This is a genomic window from Aurantiacibacter flavus (assembly GCF_039710615.1).
GTDB classification, from domain to species: Bacteria; Pseudomonadota; Alphaproteobacteria; order Sphingomonadales; family Sphingomonadaceae; genus Alteraurantiacibacter; species Alteraurantiacibacter flavus.
In genome coordinates, this window is record NZ_JBDLBR010000002.1 from 521,215 (window position 1) to 544,786 (window position 23,572).

Genomic DNA, 23,572 nt, shown 5'->3' on the forward strand with positions numbered 1-23,572 from the left:
CGGCCCGATAGGTCGGCCTAGTCTGCGGGATTGTGCTCCTGCACGAAGGCCATGGTCTCGCTCAGCATCTGCTGCCGCGTGGCGGCGAGCGAGAGCCAGTGGTCTTCACCCTCCAGTTCGACCAGCCGGTAAGGCTTGCCTTCGTCTTTCAACGCGTCGGCCATCTTGGCGCTCTGCTCGAAATTGACGACCGTATCGTCGCGTCCGTGGATCAGAAGTACGGGCGCATCGGCCTGTGCGGCGAATTTGCGGGGGGAAATCGCGTCCCACCCGCTCGAATCGCCCAGTTCCTCGCGCAGGGAGCGCGAGAACAGGCGGTTTCGGCCCGATTCGCGGTTTTCGGTGCGGTACATCATGCCGATGTCGCCAATCCCTGCGACCGACACCGCGCAGCGATAGAGCCCCTGCTGCAAGGTCACGCCGGCAAGCGCGGCATAGCCGCCGTAGCTGGCGCCGACGATGCAGGCGCGCGCCGGGTCGACCACGCCCTGCTGCGCTAGTGCGGCAAGCGCGTCGGAGACGTCGGTCTGCATCTTGCGGCCCCATTCTCCATATCCGGCCTGCTCGAAGTCCGCCCCGTAGCCGGTGGAGCCGCGAAAATTGGGTTGGATCACCGCGTATCCGCGTGAGGCGAAGGCCTGCGCCCACCAGTCGAAGCCTTGCTCGTCGTGCGCGTGGGGGCCACCGTGCGGGAATACGATCACCGGCAGGTTCTCCGCCTCGCGGCCTGGCGGCAAAGTGACGATCGCCTCCATCTCCAGCCCGTCCTGCGCGGTATAGGCCATCGTGGAAATCGGGCCAACCTGCTCTGGCTGGATCGATGGACGGTCATACCCGATCGGATCGGCGCGGCGGGCAGCGAGGTTCACCCAGTACCAAGTGCCGGGATCGCCATTGCCATCGGTGCGCACCAGCACGACCGAGAAATCGGGTGTCCAGTCCATAAGTCGGGGGTTGCGGTCGGGAAAGGCGGCCAGAACCATGCGCGCACGCGTTTGCAGATCAGGATCGAACATGACCAGTCCGTCAGCTGCTTTGGCGTCGGCATCCTCGGCTTCATCTTCTGAGTAATAGCCGGTCAGCTGTCCAGTATCGCGGTCCCAATAGAGGCGATCAACCGATATGTCGTCGAGGAAGGGCTGAGGCTCGCCGCCGGCGAGGGGAACCGAATACCAATGGTGCTTACCCTCGTCTTGATCCTGCTCGGAATAGATGAGCGATGTGCCATCCGGCCCCAGGCCCACCAGGCCGACATCGCCCTCGCGCTCGACACCTTCGGCAATCGTGCGGTTGGCTGCGTTGCGAATGTCCCAATTGCCGCTCCGGTTCGAGATATTGAAGGTGGCGGCAACGTTGCCTTCACCATCGACGAGCCAGTCGCGGCGCGCACCTTCGGGCGGAGCCTGTGCGATACGCCGCTGTTCGCCGGTGGCAAAATCGTAGGAGTAGAGGAACGGACGGCCATGGCCGAAGCTCCACCCCGCCGTGCCGTTACGCCTGTTTTCGATCGCTCCGAAATAGCCGCGATAGCCATCGCCCGAGGGGCGGATGCCGTAGTTGCCGAAAACGGAGTTCATCAGGTTGGGGCGCTCGCCGAACACAACAGCTGCATCGCGCGCCGGATCCAGCGGCACCACCAGCGCTTGGGTGAGCTCGTAGCGGTCGGCGGCGAAGCCGAACCCCGCATCGACCGTCTGGCTGCGACTGATCAGCAGCGCGTCGTCGCCAATAAAGCTGAAGCCCCGAAACTTCATCTCGCCCACGGCGAACCTGTGAACGAATTGCTGTTCGCTGTCGAGCACCAGAACCTGCCGAAGGTCACGCAGGGTGGTGAACACGGCGAAATAGTCTCCCGAGCGCGAGATCGCCATGTCCTCGATGCCGGGCAAGTCGCCATAGGCTTCGAGCGGAGGTGCATCCTGGGCTAGCGCTGACGGAACCGCAAAAGTTGCCATGGCCAGCACGGCGAATGGCCGTGCGAGCCGGACGATTATTCTATTCATTGCGAAAGCAACCCCCGTTTCCGCCAATTGGTGAAATGTTGGACGATGATTACTTCCGATACAAGCGCTATCCATCGCTTCTGGCAGCCTCGGCCTGCATCTGCGCGAACACTTTGCAAAAGAGCCTTGCTCACCCTACATGCCACCACCTTATGGCGCGCCCTAAACCAACAGCATTCGACAAGCAGAAAATCGTCGCGGAAAACCGCAAGGCGAAGTTCAACTATCATATCGAGGATGTCTACGAGGCAGGCCTCGTGCTGAGCGGCACCGAGGTGAAGTCGTTGCGACAGGGCGAGGGCAATATTGCCGAAAGCTACGCCGAGGTGAAAGACGGAGAGGTCTGGCTGATCAACTCGAACATCCCCGAGTTCAGCCACGGCAACCGCTTCAACCATACGCCCAAGCGGCCGCGCAAGCTGCTGCTGTCGGGCCGCGAGATCGAAAAGATGTTCGGCGCGGTCGAGCGTAAGGGCATGACGCTCGTGCCGCTGAGCGTCTACTTCAATTCGCGCGGTCGGGCCAAGGTCGAGCTGGCGCTGGCCAAGGGCAAGCAGACGCATGACAAGCGCGCCGCGATCAAGGACCGCGACTGGCAGCGCGACAAGGCCCGCCTGATGCGCGAGAAGGGCTAGGCTCCGTACCCGGTCGGCTTGCGACCCGTTGGTGAGAAACACAACAGGCCCCGCAAGCGCACTCGCGGGGCCTTATTCAATCGTGCCTGGCGCGCGGTCAGCCTGCGGTGTTGGTGTAGGCGAGAGCGATGCGGCTGCGCGCTTCAAGCTGGCTCATGGCCTTTTCGGTGCCGTCGCGCACGCAGGCTTCGCGCTCGCTCGGGCGGGTTGCTTTGGCGCAGGCGGTAGCCACGGCGGCTTCGATCCGGTCGCGCATGATTGCGACATCCGACGCCTTGGAAAGGTCGAGGCCGTCGTGACTGATGGCGATCTGAACCTGGTCGGCGGCCGTGGCGGCGACCGAGGTGGTGGCAATAACAGCGGTGAGGCTGGCGATCAGGATTTTCTTCATGGTAGCGTCCTTTGCTAGGAGAAGTGATCGCCTTCCTGCATCATCTCATCTTGTCTTCTGTCCCACTGTTGTGCGGTGCATCATAATTCAACGCAAATGCGATTAGCGCACGCTAAATTGCAAACAATGCAACTTCGCCGTGATGACTTTTCAGCCTTTCGGGTACGTAGCGCGCAGGAAATAGAGCCCCTCGGGCGGCGCATTGAGACCGAGCGCCGAACGGTCTGCCGCCGCTAGCGCCTCGGCCACTTGCTCGATGCGCCATTGGCCCAGCCCCACCAGCGAGAGCGTGCCAACCATCGAGCGGACCTGATGATGGAGGAAGCTGCGCGCCTCGGCCTCGATAAGCACGTGATCGCCCTCGCGCCGCACGTCGAGCCGGTCGAGCGACTTCACGGGGCTCGCCGCCTGGCAGTGGGCGGAACGGAAGGTGGTGAAGTCATGCTGTCCGACCAGCGCCTGCGCCGCACGGTGCATGGCCTCGGCATCGAGCGGGCGGGCGACATGCCACGCGCGGTTCTTCTCCAGCGTCAGCGGTGCGCGGCGGTTGGCGATGCGGTAGACATAGGCGCGGCCCATGCACGAGAAGCGCGCGTGCCAGTCGTCCGGCACGATCTCGCAGCCGATCACCGCCACCGGGTCAGGGCGCAGGTGCGCATTCAAGGCCTCGGACAGGCGGAACGGCTCGATCTGTTTTTCGATATCGAGATGGCACCGCATGGCGAGCGCGTGGACCCCGCTGTCGGTGCGGCCGGCGCTGAAGAGCACCGGGTTTTCGCCCGTTACCTTGTGGGCGGCATCTTCGAGCGCCTGTTGCACCGTGGGGCCGTGGACCTGCCGTTGCAGGCCCATGAAGGGGGTGCCATCGAACTCGACCGTGAGCGCAAAGCGGGTCATGTAAGCACGGTGCCCTCGGCCACCGGATTGCCGCGCAGAAAATCATCGAGCGCCATGGCGGGCTTGCCTGCGCGTTGCAGCGTCACCGGGCGCAGCGCGCGGTCACCGCAGGCGATGGTCAGCCGCTCGTCAAGCACCGTGCCCGGTGCGCCGGCGCCGTCAACCACCTCGGCGCGCAGCAGCTTTATGCGGGCGTCGTCAAGCTCGAACCAGGCGCCGGGGAAGGGCGCAAAGGCGCGCACTTCGCGTTCGAGCAGGCCAGCCGGTTTGCTGAAATCGAGCCGGGCTTCGCTCTTGTCGATCTTGGCGGCATAGGTCGCGGCAACTTCGTCCTGCGGCAGCGGGGTGAGGGTGGTCAGGCGGTTGAGCGCATTCGCCATCAGCTTGGCACCCATCTGCGCGAGCTCGTCGTGCAGGTCGGCGCTGGTCTTGCCTGCGGTGGGAGTTTCGCCGCGCAGCAGCATGTCGCCGGTGTCGAGCCCACGTTCCATCTGCATGATCGTGACCCCGGTCATCGGATCGCCCGACTGGATCGCGCGCTGGATCGGCGCAGCCCCGCGCCAGCGCGGCAACAGCGAGGCGTGGACGTTCACGCAGCCAAGTCGCGGCGCGGTCAGCACCTCGACCGGCAGCAGCAGGCCATAGGCCACCACCACGGCAATATCGGCATCGAGCGCGGCGAAGGCCGTGCGATCTTCGGCGGCGGAGAAGTTCACCGGATGGCGCACCTCCAGCCCCAGTTCCTCGGCACGGGCCTGCACCGGCGAGGGGCGCAGCTTCTTTCCCCGGCCGGCCGGGCGCGGCGGCTGGGTATAGACCGCGCAGATGTCGTGTCCGGCCTCATGCAGGGCGTCGAGCACCGGAACCGAGAAATCCGGAGTCCCCATGAAAATTATGCGCACTTGTCGAATCCCGTGTGCCCCCCGATGTCCGCTCACTCTGAGCTTGTCGAAGAGTCGTATTTTCCTGAAAGGATGCGCTAGTAGAAAAGGCAAGGCTTCGACAAGCTCGGCATGAGCAGATAGTGGATTTGGAATGGCTTCCCCGGAGATCGAAAACCTTGCCTCTGCACTGGCCCGCCTGCCCGGCCTTGGGCCGCGCTCGGCGCGCCGCGCGGTGCTGTGGCTGGTCAAGCACCGGCAGACCGCGCTCGCGCAGCTGGTCGAGGCGTTGCAGGTGGTCGAGCGCAGGCTGGTCGAATGCTCCACTTGCGGCAATGTCGATACGACCGATCCGTGCAGCATCTGTGCCGATCCGCGCCGCGACGCCAAGGCAATCTGCGTGGTGGAGGACGTGGCCGACCTGTGGGCGCTCGACCGTGCCAAACTGTTCAGCGGCACGTTCCACGTGCTCGGTGGGCGACTCTCGGCGCTGGACGGGGTGCGGCCCGAAGACCTCTCCATCGACCGCCTGCTGGCGCGTGTCGAGGCGGGAGGCGTCGACGAGGTGGTGCTGGCGATGAACGCAACGCTCGAAGGGCAGACTACCGCGCATTACCTTGCCGAACGCCTTGACCAGTTCCCCGTGCGAATCACCCAGTTGGCGCACGGTTTGCCGGTCGGCGGCGAGCTGGATTATCTCGACGAGGGCACTCTGGCGCAGGCTTTGCGGGCGCGTCGCCCACTCGCTTGATTGGCGCGCATCTCGCGCCTATCTAGCGCCCATGGCTATCCGTGAGATCCTCGAAGTTCCCGATCCTGTCCTCAAGCAGGTCTCCACGCCCGTCGACAAATTCGACGACGAACTGAAGACGCTGGTCGAGGACATGTTCGAAACCATGTACGACGCCAATGGCATTGGCCTGGCCGCGATCCAGGTCGGCGTGCCGCAGCGCGTGCTGGTGATCGACCTCCAGCCCGAGGACCCGGATGCCGAGCCCGAGCCGTGCGATCACGATGGCCACCACCATCACCATCAGCCCACGAAGAAGGAACCGCGCATCTTCATCAACCCGGAGATTCTCGATCCGGCGGAAGAGCAGGCGACCTATCAGGAAGGCTGCCTCTCGGTGCCCGATATCTATGCCGATGTGGACCGTCCCAAGACGTGCCGCGTGCGCTGGCAGGATCTGGAAGGCAACACTCACGAAGAGCCGATGGACGGCCTGATGGCGATCTGCATCCAGCACGAGATGGACCATCTCAATGGCGTGCTGTTCATCGACCACCTGAGCCGCCTGAAGCGCAACATGGCGCTGAAAAAGCTCGAAAAGGCGCGCAAGGCGGCCTGATCGGCTAGTATCCTCCTGCGAGAAACGATTCGAGGAGGGGGATCATGAAGGTTCCCATGGCATTTGCTGTCGGCACGCTGGTGCTGCTTGCGGCCTGCGATCAAGCCGGCGGCGAGCCGGCGCCGGAAGTTCTCGACCAGGCTGACGAGCGCGCGCAGCTCGAAGCGAACAAGCGGCTTGTGCTCGATATGTGGCACGAGGTGCTCGACGGCCAGAACTTCGATGCAGTGCGCAGGTATATCTCGTCCGACTACATACAGCATAGCCCGGGAATCGAGGGCGGGCGCGACGGTCTTATCGAATATCTGGAAACGTCCAGGCCCGATGCCGAACCGCTTGAACCCGGCACCTATCCACTGACTGAGTTTGAATTCGTGCTGGCCGAGGGCGATCTCGTGCAATTGATGCACCAACGGCAATTGCCGAGCCGCGACGATCCCGACACGCTGGTTCCCGTCTGGTGGTACGACACTTATCGCATCGAAGACGGGATGATCGTGGAGCATTGGGATTCGATCCACCGCTAGGATCAGCGAGTGGGGAGCAGGTTGAAACTGCGATAGGGGATTGCCGCGGGCGCATTGCGCTGACGATCTGTATCCCTTGGAGTCGCATCAAGCGCAACATGGCGCTAAAAAAAGCTCGAAAGAGCCCCTGATCGTCTAGCTTTCCGCAGTCTCGGCTGTCGCTGCGTCCTCTGCGGCGGCGAGGCGTTCCAGACGTTCGCTGGCGGCCTTGGCGCGCGACTTTTCGATTTTCTTCGCCTGGTCGGCCAGTGCCCGCCAGGTTTTCTGCGACCGCAAGGCGCGTTCGCGCACATTGTCGAGCGTTGCCGCCTTGGCATCTCGCGCAGCCTCTTGGGCGCGGGCGTCGTAGAATGCAAAGGTCTGGCTCATAAGAATTTCCCTTGAAAGGGAGCGCCTCCCCCGCGCCTTGGCGGCAGGGGAGGTGAGCCCGTAAATTAGTCAGCGGGCGTGAGGTTCACAGCCGATGCCTTGCCGTTCTTGCCCTGCTCAACTTCGTAGTTGAGGCGCTGGTCGGCGTTCAGCGTGTCCATGCCGGCAGCCTGAACCGCGGTGATGTGGACGAAGCTGTCCGCCGAGCCATCGTCGGGCTGAATGAAACCATAGCCCTTGTCGGCATTGAAGAATTTGACGGAACCGGTCTTGCTCATGATTGCTTCCTTTCCAGAAGACAAAGTGCCCGGCGGCAAAAGCGCCACCGGGGTCGTGCGTCAGGTCGTGTGATGAAAGGAAGTCGTCGTCTGGCGGCGTGGCCGATTGGGTGGCCACGCTTAGTCAAAGGCCGAAGTCCGTCGCAAATGTCGACGTCAGCAAGCACCTTGTAACACGGTTGCGCGGAAAAGCTCAGCGCTTTCTTTCGTAAGGTTTACGAAAGCGCCGCTTCCTGCATTCCTTGCAGGGCCTTCACACAATCCTCGAAGCATTCACGGCACATCTTTTCGCACCGCTTGCAGTGGGCATTGTCGTGCTTGGCGCATTCTTCCGCGCAGATCTTGCAAGCGATCACGCAGGCTTCGAGCAGCGACTTGATGACCACGGTGTTGCCAGCAGTGCGGCGCGCGGCCACGCGGCTGACGGCCTGGCAAATGTCGGCGCAATCCATGCATTTGCGGATGCAGGTGGACATGTCCATCGGCTCGGCGGAGCAGGCATCGGCGCACGAATTGCAGATCGCCGCGCAATACATTGCATGCTTCACGGCTTCGGCGAGGTCTTCGTTGTAGTCGGCACCCACCTGCGGGTGCTCGCGTATCATTTCCTTGATCGACATGGGTCAGTCTCCTTCATGTGACCGACGCATGGGAGGGCGGGCTGGTTCCGACGAACTGTTCCCAGTGGGCAGGGACCAGCCCGGCAGATCAGTTGATCGCTTCCTCGCTGGTGTTGGCGACCGATTCCAGATCCTGGCCGACGCCGCGAACCGTGTTGCAGGCGGCAAGCGCCAGCGCGCAGGAGCCGATTGCGAGGGTGATCAGGGCTTTGCGGAACATCTCTTCGCTTCCTTATCAAGTGGCAGGCACGATACTGCCGCATTTCTAGTGACACTGGCATGAACGCCCGACAATCGAAAATAGCCATCTCCGCGCGGCGCAAACGAAAAGGGCCGCCCCATCGCTGGAGCGGCCCCTTCTGTCTGGCCTTAGGCCGGAAGGTTTAGAACAGGCCTTCGATCTGGCCATTCTCGTCGAGATAGATGTTCTCGGCCGAGGGGACCTTGGGCAGGCCCGGCATGGTCATGATGTCGCCCGCGATGGCGACCACGAAGCCGGCACCGGCCGACAGACGCACTTCGCGAATGGCGATCTCGTGACCTTCGGGCGCGCCCAGCGCGGTCGGGTCGGTCGAGAACGAGTACTGCGTCTTGGCCATGCAGACCGGGTAGTTGCCGTAGCCCATCTCTTCCCACTGCTTGAGCTGCTTGCGCACGGCAGAGGGGATCGCGACGTTCGCCGCACGATAGATCTCGGTGGCGACGGTCTCGATCTTCTCGGCCAGCGGCATTTCGCTGGGATAGAGCTGGTCGAAGTCGGGAGCACCGGTATCGGCCTTCTCGGCCACGATCTTCGCCAGGTCCTCGGCGCCCGCGCCGCCTTCGGCCCAGTGCTTGCAGATCACGGCATCGGCGCCATAGCTCTCGGCCATTTCCTTGATCACCGCGATCTCGGCGTCGGTGTCGAGATAGAAGTGGTTGATGGCGATCGTCGGGGTGATGCCGAACTTCTTCACGTTCTCGATGTGACGCTTGAGGTTCACGGCACCGGCGCGCACCGCTTCCACGTTCTCGCCTTCGGTCAGCTGGCCCTTGGGCACGCCGCCGTTCATCTTGAGCGAGCGCACGGTGGCCACCAGCACGATGGCATCGGGCTTGAGGCCCGCCATGCGGCACTTGATGTCCATGAACTTCTCGGCACCAAGGTCGGCACCGAAGCCCGCTTCGGTCACGACATAGTCGGCCATGCGCAGCGCGGTCTTGGTGGCGATCACCGAGTTACAGCCGTGCGCGATGTTGGCGAAGGGGCCGCCGTGGAGGAAGGCCGGACGGTTTTCCAGCGTCTGCACGAGGTTCGGCAGGATGGCGTCCTTGAGCAGCACGGTCATGGCGGGGTCCGCCTTGATGTCGCGGCAGAACACCGGGGTGCGATCGCGGCGATAGCCGATGATGATGTCGCCAAGGCGCTTCTGCAGGTCTTCGAGGTCCGAAGCCAGGCACAGGATGGCCATGATTTCCGAGGCCACGGTGATGTCGAAGCCGGTTTCGCGCGGGAAGCCGTTCGACACGCCGCCGAGCGGGCCGACGATCTGGCGCAGCGCACGGTCATTCATGTCGAGCACACGGCGCCAGGTGACGCGGCGCAGGTCGATGTCGTTCGGGTTGCCCCAGTAGATCGAGTTGTCGATCATGGCCGAGAGCAGGTTGTGCGCCGAGGTGATGGCGTGGAAATCGCCGGTGAAGTGGAGGTTGATCTCGTCCATCGGCATGACCTGCGACTTGCCGCCGCCGGCGCCGCCGCCCTTCACGCCGAAGCACGGGCCGAGCGAGGGTTCGCGCAGGCACAGCATGGTCTTCTTGCCGATGCGGTGGAGCGCATCCGAAAGGCCTACCGAGGTGGTGGTCTTGCCTTCGCCTGCCGGGGTGGGGTTGATGGCGGTGACGAGGATCAGCTTGCCGTTGCTGGTGGTGGGCAGGGTGGCGGTATCGACCTTGGCCTTGTACTTGCCATAGGGGATCAGCGCCTCGTCGGGCACGCCGGCGTTCTTCGCTACCTCGGTGATCGGAATGAGCGTCGCCTGGCGGGCGATTTCGATATCGGTGGGCATTAACCTGTCCTTTCCCGTGTTCGGCCGGCAGCGGATGTGCCGGATTTCGTAAGCGCGAATTTTTCGCGAATCTGAATTTGTAAGCAACCCATACGATTTTTTGGGCGCGATGCTCAAGCGGAAACTCGGGTGTCGTCGATGCTTTTCGCCTGAGTGGGGGATGAGCGCGTTGGGCCGCTTGTGCAAGGCGTTGTGGGCGGTTAGGTTCGTGTTTCGTTCCTTTTTCTTGCGAGTTTGTCGATGCTTGTTGAAGCGATTGTTACCGCGTTGGTCGCACTTGTGCTGGGCGCGGCGGTTGGATGGCTTGTGTGGGGGCGCGATCTCGCGCGGCTGCGTGACGAGCTGGCTGCGGCGACCTCGGCGGCCAAGGAGCTGGACGAGAAGTTCCGCCGCGCTGTCATCGATCTGGAAGGCGCGGTGGTCCGCGCCGAGCGGGCCGATGCGCTGGCGAACGAACTGGAGAAAGTCCGCGCCGAACGCGATGGCGCCTTGAACAGGCTCGCCACGCTGGAGGCGAACGAAGCCAATGCCGAAAAGCAGATCACGCTGCTCAAGGAAGCGCGTGAGGAACTGCTCCGCGAATTCAAGGTGACGGGCAGCGAGGTGCTCGGCAAGGCGCAGGAGAAGTTCATCGCCGATGCCGCCGCGCGGCTGGGCGATGCCGAGGCGAAGAACAAGGAGGCCGTCGCCAACCTGCTCAAGCCGGTGAGCGAGCGGCTGGAGAAGTACGAGCGCACGGTCGGCACTTTGGAGCAGCAGCGCGTCAATGCCTTTGGCGAGCTGAAGGGCCTGCTCGACCGGATGCACCTCAGCCAGGAGGAGGTGCGGCGCGAGGCGCAGCGGCTGGGCAATTCGCTCACCAACGCGCCCAAGGCGCGCGGGCGCTGGGGCGAGCGGGCCTTGCAGAACGTGCTCGAACAGTGCGGGCTCGCGCAGCACACCGATTTCCTGCTCGAACAGTCGATCGAGACCGATGACGGGCGTCTGCGGCCCGACGCCATCGTCAACGTGCCGGGGCAGAAGAAGCTGGTGATCGATGCCAAGGTCTCGCTCAACGCCTATCAGGCCGCGTTCGAGGCCGACGATGATGAGGAGCGCAAGCGCCACCTGAAGCTCCACGCGCAGTCAATGCGCAACCACGTGCAGACGCTGGGTACGAAGAGCTACCAGAGCCAGTTCGAGGACGCGCCGGATTATGTGGTGATGTTCGTGCCGGGCGAGCACTTCGTCGCCGCCGCGCTGGAGGCCGATCCCGAGCTGTGGGATTTCGCCTTCGAGAAGAAGGTGCTGCTGGCGACGCCGACCAACCTTGTCGCCATCGCGCGCACTGTGGCGCAGGTCTGGCGGCAGGATGCGCTTGCCAACGAGGCGCGCGAGATCGGCCGGATCGGGACCGAGCTTTACGGGCGGCTTGAGACAGCGGCTCAGCATCTGAAGCGCATGGGCGGCGGGCTCGAATCGGCGGTGAAGAACTACAACAGCTTCGTCGGCAGCTTCGAGCGCAACGTGCTCACTTCGGCGCGGCGGATGCAGGAAAAAGGCATCGAGATCGGCAAGCGCGAGATCGAGGAAGTGCCGTTCGTCGAAGGCGTTCCGCGCTATGTCGCCGCAGACCTTGCGTCAGAGCCAGAGGCAGCCCAGATTGGGGCCGACGAGCGAAGAGAGGAAGTCGAGCAATGAGGTCTGCACGTGCCCGCCGGGTTGGCTTGCTGTTGTTGGCAGGCGCCATGGTGCTGCAAGGGTGCAACCGAAACGACCCGCCTGCCAGTCAGGTCGAACAGGCGGTCGCCGATACGGTCGATCAGATCGAGGAAACGCCGCAGCCCGCCGGGCCCTATGCCCCGCGCGACGAGTGCGCCGAGGTGGCCGGTGCCTCGCCGTTCCTTGAAGATATCCGTAGCGCAGTCTCCGCCCGCGACACCGCGGCCTTCGTGGCGCTCGCAGCAGAAGACGTTAAGCTCGATTTCGGTGGCGGCGCGGGGCGCGACCAGCTCCGAAACATGCTTTCGTCCGACACGGCTCCGCTGTGGGCCAAGCTCGATGAGCTAATGACGCTCGGCTGCGCTTCCGATGGCGATGCGCTTATCACTCTGCCCTGGTATTTCGCGCAGGAAACCCGCGCCGATCCCTACCGAGGAATGATCGTTACGGGTTCGGGCGTGCCCATGCATGAAACCGCTGGCGAACAGGCTCCGGTGATCGCGGCCGTGTCGTGGGACGTGGTCGAGCTGGTCGATGGGGGCAGCGAGGATTCGGGCTTTGCCCATGTCCGCTGGCAGCGCCGCGAGTCGCCCGCGGGCAAACCGTCGGTGATCGAGGGCTATATCGATGCCAAGCGGCTGCGCAGCCTGATCGACTATCGGCTGCTGGCGGCAAGTCGCAATGGCAAGTGGCGGATCACCAGCCTGATCGCGGGCGATTAGTGGTTGAATAGACCGATCCCGGATCAAGTCCGGGATGACGTTGCGGGAGGTAAGTCGTCGTCCCGAACCTCGTCTGGGGCCGGGCTTGCAAACGCCTCAGCCCTCCAGCGAAGCCAATACCTCGTAACTGAGCACAGCCGCTGCCACCGCCGCGTTGAGACTGTCAGCGCGACCTTTCATCGGCATGGTCACGCGCAGGTCGCATGCCAGTTCATAGTCCACGGGCAGGCCGCGCGATTCGTTGCCGACCATAACGAAGCATGGCGCGGCATAAGGCGCACCGCGATAGGGCACCGCCTCGCGCAGGGAGGCTGCCACCAGTTGGCCCTCTCCCGCGCGCAGCCATGCCAAAAACTCGTCCCATCCGGCCTGCGCCAGCCCTTGCGTGAACACCGCGCCCATGCTCGCGCGCACGGCCTCGACGCTGAACGGATCGGCGCAGTCGTCGATCAGGATCAGCCCGCCGGCGCCCACCGCATCGCCGGTGCGCAACATCGTGCCGAGGTTGCCCGGATCGCGCAGCGCCTGCGCCACCAGCCAGATCTTCGCCGACGCCCGATCGAGCGCACCAAGCGAAGTGTCGAATTCGGCAAACACGCCCGCCACGCCCTGCGGATTGTCCTTGCCGGTGATCTTGGAGAGAATATCGGGGGTGGTTTCTATCACCCCGCCGCCGCTTGCCAGCACGTCGGCCTCCAGCGCTTCCAGCAGCGGGTGCGGATCGCGCGCAGTGGCCATCACCAGCATCTGCGGCAGCCGCCCACAGGCGCGCGCATCGGTCAGCAGGCGCAGCCCCTCGGCGAGGAACAGGCCTTCGCGTTTGCGGTGTTTCTTGTCGCGCAGGCTCTTCAGCAGCTTGACGGTAGGGTTGGAAAAACCTGTGATCTCGCGGCGCATCAGTCCTCGCCGAAACCGGCCTCGACCATCGCTACCAGCTCGGCGAGCCGCGCTTCGCAGTCGGCGCCCGCAACGCTGATCGTTACGGTGTCGCCCTTGGCCGCGCCGAGCATCATCAGGCTGAGGATGGAGCCGCCCGCAGCCTCATGCCCTTCCTTGTTGATCACGCTCACCTGCGTGCCTTCCATTCCCGATACGCAGGTGACGAACTTGGCGCTGGCGCGCGCGTGCAGGCCGCGCTTGTTCACGATCAGCACTTCGGCGCTAACGCTGTCGGTGGCGGTCTTGGTCATGCGTGCTGTCCGAGAAATTCGCTGGCGATGGTGATGTAGTTGCGGCCCGCCTCGCGCGCGGCTTCGGCGGCGGCATGCAGCGACAGTTCCTTGCGCGCACCGGCGAGACGGATCAGCATCGGCAGGTTGATCCCGGCGATCACTTCGGTGCGGCCCGGATCGAGCAGCGAGATTGCGAGATTTGAAGGCGTGCCGCCGAACAGATCGGTGAGGATGATTACGCCGGTGCCGGTGTCGACCTCGGCAATAGCATCTGCGATGTCCTTGCGGCGCACTTCCATATCGTCATGCGGTCCGATGCACACGGGCACCACGGCGGCCTGCTTGCCAACCACATGTTCCATCGCGGCGACGAATTCGCGGGCCAGCTGGCCGTGGGTTACCAGAATAAGCCCGATCATGCCGGAATGTCGCCTGTCGAGAAAATTTGCATAGGGTTTGCCACTAGAGTCACGGGTGTTGCGTGCCTTCGACAAGCTCGACCGCGCGCGAGCCCAGATTGCGGTGAATGACCGTGGGCGAAAAGCCAGCCTCACGCAAGACCTCCGCCAGCTTCTGCGCGCTGTATACACTGCGATGGCGGCCACCGGTGCAGCCGAAGGCGATGTTCACATAGGTCTTGCCCTGCGCCGCATAGCGCGGAAGCAGCTCGGTCACGAGGTCGGCGATCTTGGCAAAGGCGCTGGGAAAAGTCGGATCGCGCTCGATATGCTCGCCCACCGCGGCATCGAGCCCGGTGAGCGGTTTCAGCTCCTCGACCCAGTGCGGGTTGTCGATGAAGCGCATGTCGAACACCAGATCGGCAGAAGGCGGCATCCCGCGCGAAAAGCCGAAGCTGGAAACGGTGACGGTGAGCTGCTGCGATGCGGAGGGCGCGAAGCGTTCGCGCACCGCCAGCTTGAGGTCGTTGACCGTGAAATTGGTGGTGTCGATCAGCACTTCGGCCCAGCGGCGTAGCGGTGCGAGCAGCTCGCGCTCGGCGGCTATGCCCGAGGATACCGGCAGGTCGGCGGCGAGGAAGTGGCGGCGGCGCGTCTCGTTGAAACGGCGCTCCAACTCGTGCCCGGCGCAATCGAGAAAGACCGTGGTCAGTTCGATCCGGCCGTCTTCCAGCAGGGCCTTTGCCTGTTCGATAATGTCGACCGGAACGAACCCGCGCGTGCGGCAATCGCAGCCGATGGCGAGCGGGTAGCTTGCGCCGTCTGGGCCGATCAGGCGGTCGAGCAGGCGGACGGGGAAATTGTCGATCGCTTCCCAGCCAAGATCTTCCAGCTCGCGCAGAACGGTCGACTTGCCCGCGCCGAGCATGCCGGTGACCAGCAGGATACGCTGGGGATCGTCAGTTTGCGACGCGACCATCGGGCGCGCTCAATGCGCTTTTGCGACGCAAAAGGAAAGACCCTAAGCGCATGACGGGGTCGTCGTCCCATGATGGCGCAGTGCCCAGCGCGCGCGCAAGGGTACGGTGGCGGTGTCGGGATAGAGCGAAAGGCGGGGTACGGCGATGCCGCACCAGCGCGCCGTATGCGGCTCATCGGGCAGCCGCGGCGCTGCTTCGTCGAGCGCAATGGCCAGCGCCACCGGGGCGCTGGTGGTCGGCAACGAGACGAGGCCGACGCCGCGCACCTCGATCAGCCCGGCAATGTGCGGCGGCGGAGAAGCGATCAGTTGGTTGCCCTCGGCGGCAAGCGTGACCCCGTCGTCACCGATCAGCCGAGCCCCTTCTTCGATCAGGGCGAGCGCAAGGCTTGACTTGCCTGCGCCGGGCGGACCTTCGATCAACAGCGCCCGGCCATCGACGGCGACGCAGCTCACATTGGCAAGCACCATGCTCATGTGACGGGCAGCTCGAACATCAGGCAGGCCCCGCCGAGCGGGCTTTCGTCAGCGACCAGGAGCGTGCCGTCATGCGCCTCGATAATGGTGCGCGCGATCGCGAGCCCGAGCCCCGAATGGTTGCCGAAGTTCTCGTGATCGGGCCGCTGCGAATGGAACCGGCGAAACACCTTCTCGCGCTCGCCTTCGGGGATGCCTGGGCCCTGATCGCATACCAGTGTGGCAAGCCGGTTACCGTGGCGGCGGATCGTCACCGTGATGGTCCCGCCGGGCGGGGAGAACGACACGGCATTGTCGATCAGGTTTTCCGCCACCCGCTCCAGCCGCAGCGGCACACCGAGCACGCGCGCGTCATCCACTTGCTTTTCGACCGTCACCACGCAGTCGCGCACTTCGCCACGTGTCTGCTTGGTGGCGACGACATTGGCGAACAGCTCGGCCAGATCGACCAGTTCGAAAGTGGCGCGGCTCAGTTCGGCGTCGATCCGGCTGGCTTCCGAAATCTCGCTCACCAGCCGGTCGATTCGCCGCACGTCGTGCGCGGCGACTTCCTCGAGTTGCGCGCGCAGGCCGGGTTCGGTGACGCGGGGCAGCGATTCGATGGCGCTCCGCAGGCTCGCGAGCGGGTTCTTGATTTCGTGCGCGACATCGGCGGCGAAGCTCTCGACCGCGTCGATCCGGTGGCGCAGCGCGCCCGTCATGTCGGACACCGCGCGGGCGAGCAGGCCGATTTCGTCGGTGCGTTCATCCATGCGCGGCACCTCGATCTCGCGCTCGCGCCCTGCGCGCACCTTCACCGCCGCGCGTACCAGCCGCCGCAGCGGCTCGATGATCGTGGCGGCGAGATAGAGCGAGAGCACGATCGAGACCGCCAGAGCGATGAAGATGATCGTCAGAAGGCTGGTGCGGGCGCTGCGCACGGCCTGCGTGATATCGACCGCGTGGCGTGTCGTGAGCAGGCTGGCGCCGTTAAGCCCCACGGGCGCAGCGGCAGTGATCATCGGCGTGCCGTCGGGTGCGCGGCGCAGTTCGATCTGGGTGAATCCCTGCTGGCGCACGCGCGAAAGTTCGGGCCAGGCATCGGCGTTGAGATCATCGGGCTCGACATAGGGCGGGGCGGCATCGGCCCGCACCGCGAAGTTCACCGCCTGATCGGTCCACCGGGCAAGGTCATCGGTGAAGGGCGTGTCAGCGGGATCGGATAGCGTGAAGGCCGGGGCGTCGAGCGCGAAGCTATCGGCGATGAGTTTGCCCGCGGCGTCGTACATGCGCAGCCGCATGCGCTGTTCCTTGCCGATCTGCACCAGCAGTGCCTTCTGCCGCTCGGGCGTGGCCCCGGCCAGCGCCTCTGCCGTGATCTGCGCCTCGATGCGCGCGAGCTTATAGCGCTCGTCGAGCAGCTGGCGGCGGTAGGAATCGAGGAAGAACAGGCTCAGCGCGAGCACCAGCAGCGGGATCAGGTTCACCGCCAGAATGCGCGCGGTGAGCGAAGCGCCGAGCGGGAAGGCCAGCCGTTCGAGCCGACTGGCGCGCAGGTCTTCTTCAGCCATCGGAGAAGCTGTAGCCCGCGCCATAGAGCGTTTCGATGGCCGAGAACTCGGGATCGGCGGCGCGGAACTTGCGGCGCAGGCGCTTGATATGCGAATCGACCGTGCGGTCGTCGACGAAGATGTCGTCGGGGTAGGCCGCATCCATCAGCTGGTTGCGGCTTTTGATCACGCCGGGGCGCCGCGCCAGCTCTTCGAGGATCAGGAATTCGGTGACGGTGAGGCTGACCTCGCGCCCGTCCCAGGTCACCTGATGGCGCGCCGGATCCATCGCCAGCCGCCCGCGCGTGATGACGCCGCCTTCGGCCTCGGTCGGACGTTCGCGCGGCTCTTCGCCCGGCACCAGCGGCGCGGCGCGGCGCAGGATAGCGCCGATCCGGGCGAGCAGCAGGCGCTGGCTGAAGGGCTTGGCGATATAGTCGTCGGCCCCCATGGCGAGGCCGGCTGCTTCGTCCTCCTCCTCGTCCTTGCTGGTGAGGAAGATCACCGGCAGCGGCGAATGTTCGCGCAGCCGTCCGAGCAGCTCCATCCCGTCCATGCGCGGCATCTTGATATCGAACACCGCGAGGTCGGGCGGGTTGGACAGCAGCGCACCCAGGGCTGCTTCGCCATCGGAATAGACGCGGGTGGCATAGCCCTCGGCCTGCAAGGCGATGGAAAGCGTGGTGAGGATGTTGCGATCATCGTCGACCAGCGCGATCACACGTTGCGGCTCGCCCGAAGTCGGGTCTGTCACGCTTTCGCCGCCGCGCTGATCCTCTGTTGCTTCACTCATGCAATCACCTCGTTACCGGAGCGGACTACCGCGCCGGTACAACTTTCTCAATCATGCGCTGTTGCCAACTTACGCAATCGTGTAGCATTTCAGGTCAGTTGCTGCACCTTCGGCTTGCAGCAAATTGACCTTGCGAGGCGCTAGCCCTATGCGCCCTGCCAATAGCCCGGCGAACGCCCAAGAGCGCCATGACACAACCTGCGTGAGGAGACGCATGTGACACCCCTGAACGTTTCATTGTCCGAACAAGGCCTTTCGACCAAGGCGAAGATCCATCCCAACATGGGAACTGCCGCGCTGGTGGAGCATGCACTGGAACGCGGCGAGGGCAAGCTGGCGGCGCATGGCCCGCTGGTGGTCGAGACGGGGCGCTTCACCGGGCGCAGCGTGAAGGACAAGTTCGTGGTGCGCGATGCCACCACCGAGGACTCGATCAACTGGGGTGCCATCAACCAGCCGATGAGCCCCGAGCACTTCGCCAACCTCAAGGCCGATTTCCTTGCCGAACTGGAAGGCAAGGACGAGCTTTACGTGGCCGACCTGTTCGGCGGTTCGCAGCCGGAATACCGCGTGAACGTGCGCGTGATCACGCAGATGGCCTGGCACTCGCTGTTCGTGCGCACGCTGCTTGTGCGCCCGACGCAGGATGAGCTCGCCGACTTCACGCCCGAATATACGATCATCAACCTGCCCAGCTTCAAGGCCGATCCGGAACGCCACGGCTGCCGCAGTGACACCGTGATCGCGGTCAACTTCACCGAGAAGCTGATCCTGATCGGCAACACCGAATATTCGGGCGAGATGAAGAAGGGCGTGTTCGGCCTCCTGAATTATCTGCTCCCCGAACAGGGCGTGATGCCGATGCACTGCTCGGCCAACATCGGCGCCGACGGCAAGACGGCGATCTTCTTCGGCCTGTCGGGCACCGGCAAGACTACGCTTTCGGCCGATGCCAGCCGCACGCTGATCGGCGATGACGAGCATGGCTGGTCGGATTCGGCGGTCTTCAACTTCGAAGGCGGCTGTTATGCCAAGGTGATCGACCTTTCGGCCGAGGGCGAGCCGGAGATCTACGCCACCACCCGCATGTTCGGCACGATCCTCGAGAACGTCGCCATGGACGAGGGCACGCGCGAGATCGACTTCACCGACACCAGCAAGACCGAGAACACTCGCGGCGCCTATCCGATCGAGTTCATCCCGAACACCTCGGAAAAGAACCTCGGCCCGGTGCCGTCGAACGTGGTGATGCTGACCGCCGATGCCTTCGGCGTGATGCCCCCGATCGCGAAGCTGACGCCCGAGCAGGCGATGTACCACTTCCTCTCGGGCTACACTGCGAAGGTTGCCGGCACCGAGATCGGCGTGACTGAGCCCGAAGCCACCTTCTCGACCTGCTTCGGCGCCGCCTTCATGCCGCGCCACCCGTCGGTTTACGGCAACCTGCTCAAGAAGCGGATCGCCGAGGGCAATGCGCAGTGCTGGCTGTTCAACACCGGCTGGACCGGCGGCAAGTACGGCGTCGGCAACCGCATGCCACTGAAAGCGACGCGCGGGCTGCTGAACGCGGCACTCGATGGCAAGATGGACGGTGTCGAATATCGCACCGATCCGAACTTCGGTTTCGAAGTGCCGGTGTTCGTGCCCGCGCTGGAGGAACTGGGCATCGACCAGACGATCCTCGACCCGCGCTCGACCTGGGCCGACAAGGAAGCCTACGACGAAATGGCGCAGCATCTGGTGAAGCTGTTCGTCGGCAACTTCGAGCAGTTCGAGGCCTATGTCGACGACGCCGTGAAACAGGCCGCCCCGCAGCTCGCTGCGCAGCCTGCCTGAGGCAGTTCAGGACTGAAATTACGAGGTGTGACCCGGCGGCTAGGCCGGTTCGGGTTCCACCTCGGGTTCGTCGATCATGAGGGGCGGCATCCAGTGGAAGGGTGCCGCCTCTTCTGCATCCTTGGTGGCGTTCATGAAGAATTGCGCCAGTTTGCCCAGCTTCCCGCCATGCGGATCGAAGGCCAGCGGCGCGGCTAGTGTGCGGGCAAGGGCGATTCTGCCCTCGCTGGCGAGCATTGCCGCCACCTCGAGCGCAAGTGAGCGATCGAACGGCGCAAGTTGGCTCGCGCGCTCAAGCGCCTGACGGGCGAGCTCGGTCGGCTCTTTGCCTCTTTTCTGCAAGCTGCGATAGAAATGGATCAGCGGCAGCGGGTGGTCGGGCTCCCTCGCGTTTAGCGCGCTGAAAGGCGCCATGGCCGCGTGATAGGCTTCTTCGCGTTTGTTGGCAGAAGCATCTGCCGCCAGATTGAACAGCGCATAGCCTTTCTGCACGTAGGCATTTACCACCGAGGGATCGGCGGTGATGGCCGCGTCAGCCGCTGCTATCGCCTCGGCATCGTTGCCCGCGTCCAGCTCGGCTTCGGCCAGCGCGGCAAGAACACCGGCATCGTCAGGATAGGAGGCGGCGACCGCGCGCATCTCCGGCAGCAGCTCCACCGCCTGTTCGCGGGTCACCCCGCGTTTCGAGACGATCTGCAAGGGGAGAACCTCGTCCATGCCATCGCTGAGTTCGCTGACAGTGACGGCACCCGGCTCTACCATGGATGCGCGCAGGTTGAGCATCGTCAGACGGCGCCTTTGCAGATAACTGTCGAGGTCAGATTCCAGCTGATCGAGATCGCCGAACGCGTGCTCCGCAGCCGCCAGAGCGCCCATGCCGTTGCTCAGCGCATCCGTGTAGGCACGCAACTCGTCCGGGCGTTCGCCAGACAGGTTGAGATAGTGAAACAGCAGCCAGGAGCGGCCATAGAAAGCGTCGTGCCGGGTGCTCGTCCGCTGGGCGTAAAGGTCCGCGTCGAGCAATTCGCGGATCGGCACGTCGACCGCGTAAAAGAGATCTCCGGCGCGGTGCATCGCGGGGCGGCCGATCTCCACTCTGCCATCGGACGGAAAGCGGGCTGATGCGAAGAACTCCGCGCTTCCTTCGGACATCCACGGGGGCTGCGGAAACCGAGTGGCGATTGAGGCGAAATAGTGCGCATATTCGTGCAAAACGACGACGGCCGAGAAGGGCAGCTCGCCCGAGGTCGGGTAGGCATCCTGGACAAAGGCGACCGACCCTCCTGCGCGGGCGGAATAGAAGCCGGCGATTTTCTTGTCCCCGGCTAGTCGCCGCATATCTGCACTGCTGCCGACGGCATAGATGGTGACGCGGTTGGACGGGCTCGGCGTCTCGGTGGTTCTCCCCGTGATGAATTCAAGCGCCTGGTGGAACCGTTCCAGCATATTGCCGAACCGTTCGAGATCGCGCGCCGAATCGTCGGCATAGATAACAAAGTGCTCGCTTTCGGCCTTGCGCCAGCGCGCCTGCGCGGGTGTTGTTATCAGCGCGATGCAGCAGAGTGCGGCGATCAGCCTGTGCATGTTTGTCTTGTCCCCGTCCGTCCCGATTATGCGTGACGATGCCTCTCGCAGATCAAAGCTTCAAGGCGAAAGGCCAGGGCGACCATATGCAAACCCGTCCTTGTTTTTGCATCTTCGGAGGGCACTATTGGCCGCAGAGCAAAAGGAGACAGATCATGAGCATGCTTGATGGAATCCTGAAGACCATCGGGGGCGCGCCCGACGATGTGGTGAACCTCGCCGCCAAGGTCGGGATCGACCCGGCGATGGCCGAAAAGGCGATTGCCGCGCTTGGCCAGGCGCATCCCATGCAGGGCGACACCGTGGAACTCGCCTCGGCCAAGACCGGGCTCGACACTGGCACGCTGGCCCAGATCGTGGAGCAGATCGGCGGCGAAGGCTCGCTTGCCGAGTTCGCCAATGCGATCAGGAACGACCCCTCCAGCCTCGCCCACCTGCTTGACCGGGATGGTGACGGAAACCCGGTCAACGATGTGATGGGCATGGCCAAGGGCCTGTTCGGCAAGAACTGATCTTGCGCTCGCGCTATCGCGGGCGCCCGGCCTAGCCGGTCGCGCTCGCGATATAGCGGGTGATGTTGCCCGCCAGCACGTCGAGCGGGACGTTGCCGCCTTCGACCACCGTCATGTTGTAGTCCTTGAGGTCGTAACGTGGGCCGAGTGCATCGCGCGCACGGTCGCGTTGACGCAGGATTTCGAGCTTGCCCACCATGTAGCCGCAGGCCTGCCCCGGCCAGCTGCAATAGCGGTCGATCTCGCTCGCCATCTCGTCCACCCCGTCGCCGGTCTGTTCGGTGATGAAGGCGAGCGCCTCGGCGCGGCTCCAGCGCTTGGCGTGCATCCCCGAATCGACCACCAGACGGCAGGCGCGAAAGGCTGCATCCTGCAAATAGCCGAGTTGCCATGCGGGGTGGTCGGTATAGGCGCCGAGTTCGTCGGCAAGCTGTTCCGCATAAAGCGCCCAGCCTTCGCTGAAGGAATTAAAGGCGAGGATCGAACGGATCAGCGGGAGCTGGTTCGAATATTCGCCCTGCCACACGTGGCCGGGAATGGTTTCATGGTGGACCAGCGTGGGCAGGGTATATTTGCGGTGCAGAGCGGTGGTCAGCAGGTTGATCCACATCTTGCCGGGGATCGAGCCATCCTTCGAGCCCGCGCCGCCATAGGCGGTCGGTGCGCCTGGCTCTTCGGCGAGCGGCAGGCGGCGCACTTCGAGCGGGGCGGTTACGGTGCGGCTGAAGGCGCGCGGCATCTGCGCGCGGATCCAGTCGATGCGTTCGTGAATGAAGTCCATGATCTGCGCGCGGCCTTCGTCGCCCTCGGCAAACTGGAAGCGTTCGTCCTCGGAAAGCTGCTTCATGCGCTGGCCTGCCGTGCCCTCGGTATAGCCGAACGAGCGCAGGATCGGGTCCATCTCGGCGTGGATCGAGGCAAGCGTGTCGTGGCCCAGTTCGTGGACCTCTTGAGGGGTGAGGTCGGAGGTGGTGCTCGCCTTCAGTGCCCAGCGATAGTAGTCTGGCCCGCCGGGACGCGCCCACATACCGGCATCGGAGGTGGCAAGCGCGCGTTCGGCCTTCAGCTCTTCCAATTGCGCGGCGAGGGCGGGCGCAATGGCGCTCTGTGCGAGGCGCACCGCATGGGGCACTGCCGCCTTGGCTTCGGCCATGTCGGAGCGGCCGAGCGGCATCACCCAGGCGCCACCCTCCGCCGTATCGGCGATGGTCTGCTCCATCTGGCCAATGGCCTTGTCGAGCAGGAAGTCGGGCGCGACGAGGCCCATCTTGCGCGCCGACCGCATCCGGGTCAGCTCGCCCGCCAGCGCGGCGGGCACCTGCGCCAGCTTCGCCATGTAGAAATCGACATCGGCGCCATCGCGCAGCGGCTGATCCGAATCGAGGGCGCGCGGCAGGTCGAGATAGCTGCCCACGTTCTGGATCACGACATAGGGCGCATTGCGCCAGGATCCGACCGCAACGTCGCCATAGGGCTGGGCAAAGCCTTCGAGCGCGTTGGCATAGGCGCTTTTCACCACTTCAAGGCTGGTGCGGGTGGCAGGGGCTAGCCCGGCTTCGTCGACCGCGGATACGCGCGCCAGATCTTCGCGCAGGGTGGCGGCATAGGCCGCCTGGCCTTCGGGCGTCGTATCTTCTAGTTGCCCGCGCAGCGCCGCATGCACGCCGGTATCGGCCCCGAGCGACGTCGCGCGATCGGGCTCGTGCGCGAGCAGCCGCCAGGCGACATCGTCGAGCAGCGCATTGGCATCGGGAGTGGGGCTGGTGGCTGTGATGCAGCCGGGAAGCGTGGCGGCGATGGCGAGGCCCGAGGCGCCCTTCAGGGCCGCGCGGCGGGTGAGCATGGGGGTGGCGAAGCTGTGCATGACATCT

General features: G+C 64.4%; 26 protein-coding genes. 8 read left to right on the forward strand and 18 right to left on the reverse strand.

The window, feature by feature from the left end:
* Positions 1-17: 17 nt before the first annotated feature.
* The gene (locus tag ABDJ38_RS07090) at positions 18-2,003 is read right to left on the reverse strand and encodes a S9 family peptidase (protein WP_346784382.1); all 1,986 of its coding nucleotides are present in this window, start codon (positions 2,001-2,003) and stop codon (positions 18-20) included.
* A gap of 152 nt (positions 2,004-2,155) precedes the next feature.
* Between ABDJ38_RS07090 and smpB the strand changes: the two genes are divergently transcribed.
* Positions 2,156-2,638, forward strand: coding sequence for an SsrA-binding protein SmpB (smpB, locus tag ABDJ38_RS07095; protein WP_346784383.1), 483 nt, complete (start codon positions 2,156-2,158; stop codon positions 2,636-2,638).
* Positions 2,639-2,735: 97 nt separating this feature from the next.
* On the opposite strand, the gene ABDJ38_RS07100 is transcribed toward smpB, so the two are convergent.
* The 3 genes from ABDJ38_RS07100 to fmt all read right to left on the reverse strand — a co-directional run bounded on the left by ABDJ38_RS07100 (position 2,736) and on the right by fmt (position 4,828).
* Positions 2,736-3,029 (reverse strand): UrcA family protein, encoded by a 294-nt coding sequence (locus ABDJ38_RS07100; protein WP_346784384.1) that lies wholly within the window; start codon positions 3,027-3,029, stop codon positions 2,736-2,738.
* Between the two features lie 150 nt (positions 3,030-3,179).
* Positions 3,180-3,926, reverse strand: a complete 747-nt coding sequence (gene truA / locus ABDJ38_RS07105; protein ID WP_346784385.1) for a tRNA pseudouridine(38-40) synthase TruA — start codon at positions 3,924-3,926, stop codon at positions 3,180-3,182.
* Positions 3,923-4,828 (reverse strand): methionyl-tRNA formyltransferase, encoded by a 906-nt coding sequence (gene fmt, locus ABDJ38_RS07110; protein WP_346784386.1) that lies wholly within the window; start codon positions 4,826-4,828, stop codon positions 3,923-3,925. The genes truA and fmt overlap by 4 nt, the downstream gene beginning before the upstream one ends.
* A 133-nt stretch (positions 4,829-4,961) precedes the next feature.
* Between fmt and recR the strand changes: the two genes are divergently transcribed.
* Genes recR through ABDJ38_RS07125 form a run of 3 tightly spaced genes read left to right on the forward strand, consistent with a single transcriptional unit; the run spans position 4,962 to position 6,683 of the window.
* On the forward strand, positions 4,962-5,558 hold the full coding sequence (gene recR / locus ABDJ38_RS07115) for a recombination mediator RecR (RefSeq protein WP_346784387.1): 597 nt from the start codon (positions 4,962-4,964) through the stop codon (positions 5,556-5,558).
* Between the two features lie 31 nt (positions 5,559-5,589).
* A complete protein-coding gene (gene def, locus ABDJ38_RS07120) occupies positions 5,590-6,156 on the forward strand; it encodes a peptide deformylase (RefSeq protein ID WP_346784388.1) in 567 nt (188 codons plus the stop codon).
* Between the two features lie 44 nt (positions 6,157-6,200).
* Positions 6,201-6,683 carry a nuclear transport factor 2 family protein gene (locus ABDJ38_RS07125; protein ID WP_346784389.1) on the forward strand — a complete coding sequence of 161 codons (483 nt, stop codon included), beginning with the start codon at positions 6,201-6,203 and terminating at the stop codon, positions 6,681-6,683.
* A 135-nt stretch (positions 6,684-6,818) separates the two neighbouring features.
* Here ABDJ38_RS07125 and ABDJ38_RS07130 read toward each other — a convergent pair whose 3' ends face one another.
* The 5 genes from ABDJ38_RS07130 to ABDJ38_RS07150 form a co-directional block, all read right to left on the reverse strand.
* The gene (locus ABDJ38_RS07130; RefSeq protein WP_346784390.1) at positions 6,819-7,052 is read right to left on the reverse strand and encodes a hypothetical protein; all 234 of its coding nucleotides are present in this window, start codon (positions 7,050-7,052) and stop codon (positions 6,819-6,821) included.
* A 65-nt stretch (positions 7,053-7,117) separates the two neighbouring features.
* Positions 7,118-7,330: a cold-shock protein gene (locus ABDJ38_RS07135; protein ID WP_346784391.1), complete on the reverse strand. Its 213-nt coding sequence runs from the start codon at positions 7,328-7,330 to the stop codon at positions 7,118-7,120.
* A 215-nt stretch (positions 7,331-7,545) separates the two neighbouring features.
* A complete protein-coding gene (locus ABDJ38_RS07140) occupies positions 7,546-7,950 on the reverse strand; it encodes a four-helix bundle copper-binding protein (protein WP_346784392.1) in 405 nt (134 codons plus the stop codon).
* Positions 7,951-8,038: 88 nt separating this feature from the next.
* Positions 8,039-8,170, reverse strand: coding sequence for a hypothetical protein (locus ABDJ38_RS07145; RefSeq protein WP_346784393.1), 132 nt, complete (start codon positions 8,168-8,170; stop codon positions 8,039-8,041).
* A 163-nt stretch (positions 8,171-8,333) separates the two neighbouring features.
* Positions 8,334-9,998, reverse strand: a complete 1,665-nt coding sequence (locus tag ABDJ38_RS07150; RefSeq protein WP_346784394.1) for a formate--tetrahydrofolate ligase — start codon at positions 9,996-9,998, stop codon at positions 8,334-8,336.
* Positions 9,999-10,238: 240 nt separating this feature from the next.
* Between ABDJ38_RS07150 and ABDJ38_RS07155 the strand changes: the two genes are divergently transcribed.
* Together ABDJ38_RS07155 and ABDJ38_RS07160 are read left to right on the forward strand one after the other, a co-directional pair.
* Positions 10,239-11,678 (forward strand): DNA recombination protein RmuC, encoded by a 1,440-nt coding sequence (locus tag ABDJ38_RS07155; protein ID WP_346784395.1) that lies wholly within the window; start codon positions 10,239-10,241, stop codon positions 11,676-11,678.
* Positions 11,675-12,421 carry a hypothetical protein gene (locus ABDJ38_RS07160; RefSeq protein ID WP_346784396.1) on the forward strand — a complete coding sequence of 249 codons (747 nt, stop codon included), beginning with the start codon at positions 11,675-11,677 and terminating at the stop codon, positions 12,419-12,421. The genes ABDJ38_RS07155 and ABDJ38_RS07160 overlap by 4 nt, the downstream gene beginning before the upstream one ends.
* A 96-nt stretch (positions 12,422-12,517) precedes the next feature.
* On the opposite strand, the gene ABDJ38_RS07165 is transcribed toward ABDJ38_RS07160, so the two are convergent.
* Genes ABDJ38_RS07165 through ABDJ38_RS07195 form a run of 7 tightly spaced genes read right to left on the reverse strand, consistent with a single transcriptional unit; the run spans position 12,518 to position 17,769 of the window.
* Positions 12,518-13,318: a TrmH family RNA methyltransferase gene (locus ABDJ38_RS07165; RefSeq protein WP_346784397.1), complete on the reverse strand. Its 801-nt coding sequence runs from the start codon at positions 13,316-13,318 to the stop codon at positions 12,518-12,520.
* Positions 13,318-13,611, reverse strand: a complete 294-nt coding sequence (locus tag ABDJ38_RS07170; protein ID WP_346784398.1) for an HPr family phosphocarrier protein — start codon at positions 13,609-13,611, stop codon at positions 13,318-13,320. The genes ABDJ38_RS07165 and ABDJ38_RS07170 overlap by 1 nt, the downstream gene beginning before the upstream one ends.
* Entirely contained in the window at positions 13,608-14,012 is a 405-nt protein-coding gene (locus ABDJ38_RS07175; RefSeq protein WP_346784399.1) for a PTS sugar transporter subunit IIA, read from the reverse strand. Before ABDJ38_RS07175 ends, ABDJ38_RS07170 begins: the two co-directional genes overlap by 4 nt.
* Before the next feature lie 49 nt (positions 14,013-14,061).
* Positions 14,062-14,970 (reverse strand): RNase adapter RapZ, encoded by a 909-nt coding sequence (rapZ, locus tag ABDJ38_RS07180; protein WP_346784400.1) that lies wholly within the window; start codon positions 14,968-14,970, stop codon positions 14,062-14,064.
* Between the two features lie 42 nt (positions 14,971-15,012).
* Positions 15,013-15,447 (reverse strand): HPr kinase/phosphorylase, encoded by a 435-nt coding sequence (locus tag ABDJ38_RS07185; RefSeq protein WP_346784401.1) that lies wholly within the window; start codon positions 15,445-15,447, stop codon positions 15,013-15,015.
* Positions 15,444-16,997 carry a stimulus-sensing domain-containing protein gene (locus tag ABDJ38_RS07190; protein WP_346784402.1) on the reverse strand — a complete coding sequence of 518 codons (1,554 nt, stop codon included), beginning with the start codon at positions 16,995-16,997 and terminating at the stop codon, positions 15,444-15,446. Before ABDJ38_RS07190 ends, ABDJ38_RS07185 begins: the two co-directional genes overlap by 4 nt.
* Positions 16,990-17,769: a response regulator transcription factor gene (locus ABDJ38_RS07195; RefSeq protein WP_346784403.1), complete on the reverse strand. Its 780-nt coding sequence runs from the start codon at positions 17,767-17,769 to the stop codon at positions 16,990-16,992. The genes ABDJ38_RS07190 and ABDJ38_RS07195 overlap by 8 nt, the downstream gene beginning before the upstream one ends.
* Before the next feature lie 216 nt (positions 17,770-17,985).
* Between ABDJ38_RS07195 and ABDJ38_RS07200 the strand changes: the two genes are divergently transcribed.
* Complete coding sequence (locus tag ABDJ38_RS07200) at positions 17,986-19,605, forward strand: phosphoenolpyruvate carboxykinase (protein ID WP_346784404.1); 1,620 nt, start codon at positions 17,986-17,988, stop codon at positions 19,603-19,605.
* A 39-nt stretch (positions 19,606-19,644) separates the two neighbouring features.
* Here the strand turns inward: ABDJ38_RS07200 and ABDJ38_RS07205 are convergent, their stop codons facing one another.
* The gene (locus ABDJ38_RS07205; protein ID WP_346784405.1) at positions 19,645-21,189 is read right to left on the reverse strand and encodes a hypothetical protein; all 1,545 of its coding nucleotides are present in this window, start codon (positions 21,187-21,189) and stop codon (positions 19,645-19,647) included.
* A gap of 155 nt (positions 21,190-21,344) precedes the next feature.
* Between ABDJ38_RS07205 and ABDJ38_RS07210 the strand changes: the two genes are divergently transcribed.
* Positions 21,345-21,701 carry a hypothetical protein gene (locus ABDJ38_RS07210; protein ID WP_346784406.1) on the forward strand — a complete coding sequence of 119 codons (357 nt, stop codon included), beginning with the start codon at positions 21,345-21,347 and terminating at the stop codon, positions 21,699-21,701.
* A gap of 31 nt (positions 21,702-21,732) precedes the next feature.
* Here the strand turns inward: ABDJ38_RS07210 and ABDJ38_RS07215 are convergent, their stop codons facing one another.
* Complete coding sequence (locus tag ABDJ38_RS07215; RefSeq protein WP_346784407.1) at positions 21,733-23,565, reverse strand: DUF885 domain-containing protein; 1,833 nt, start codon at positions 23,563-23,565, stop codon at positions 21,733-21,735.
* Positions 23,566-23,572 lie beyond the last annotated feature (7 nt).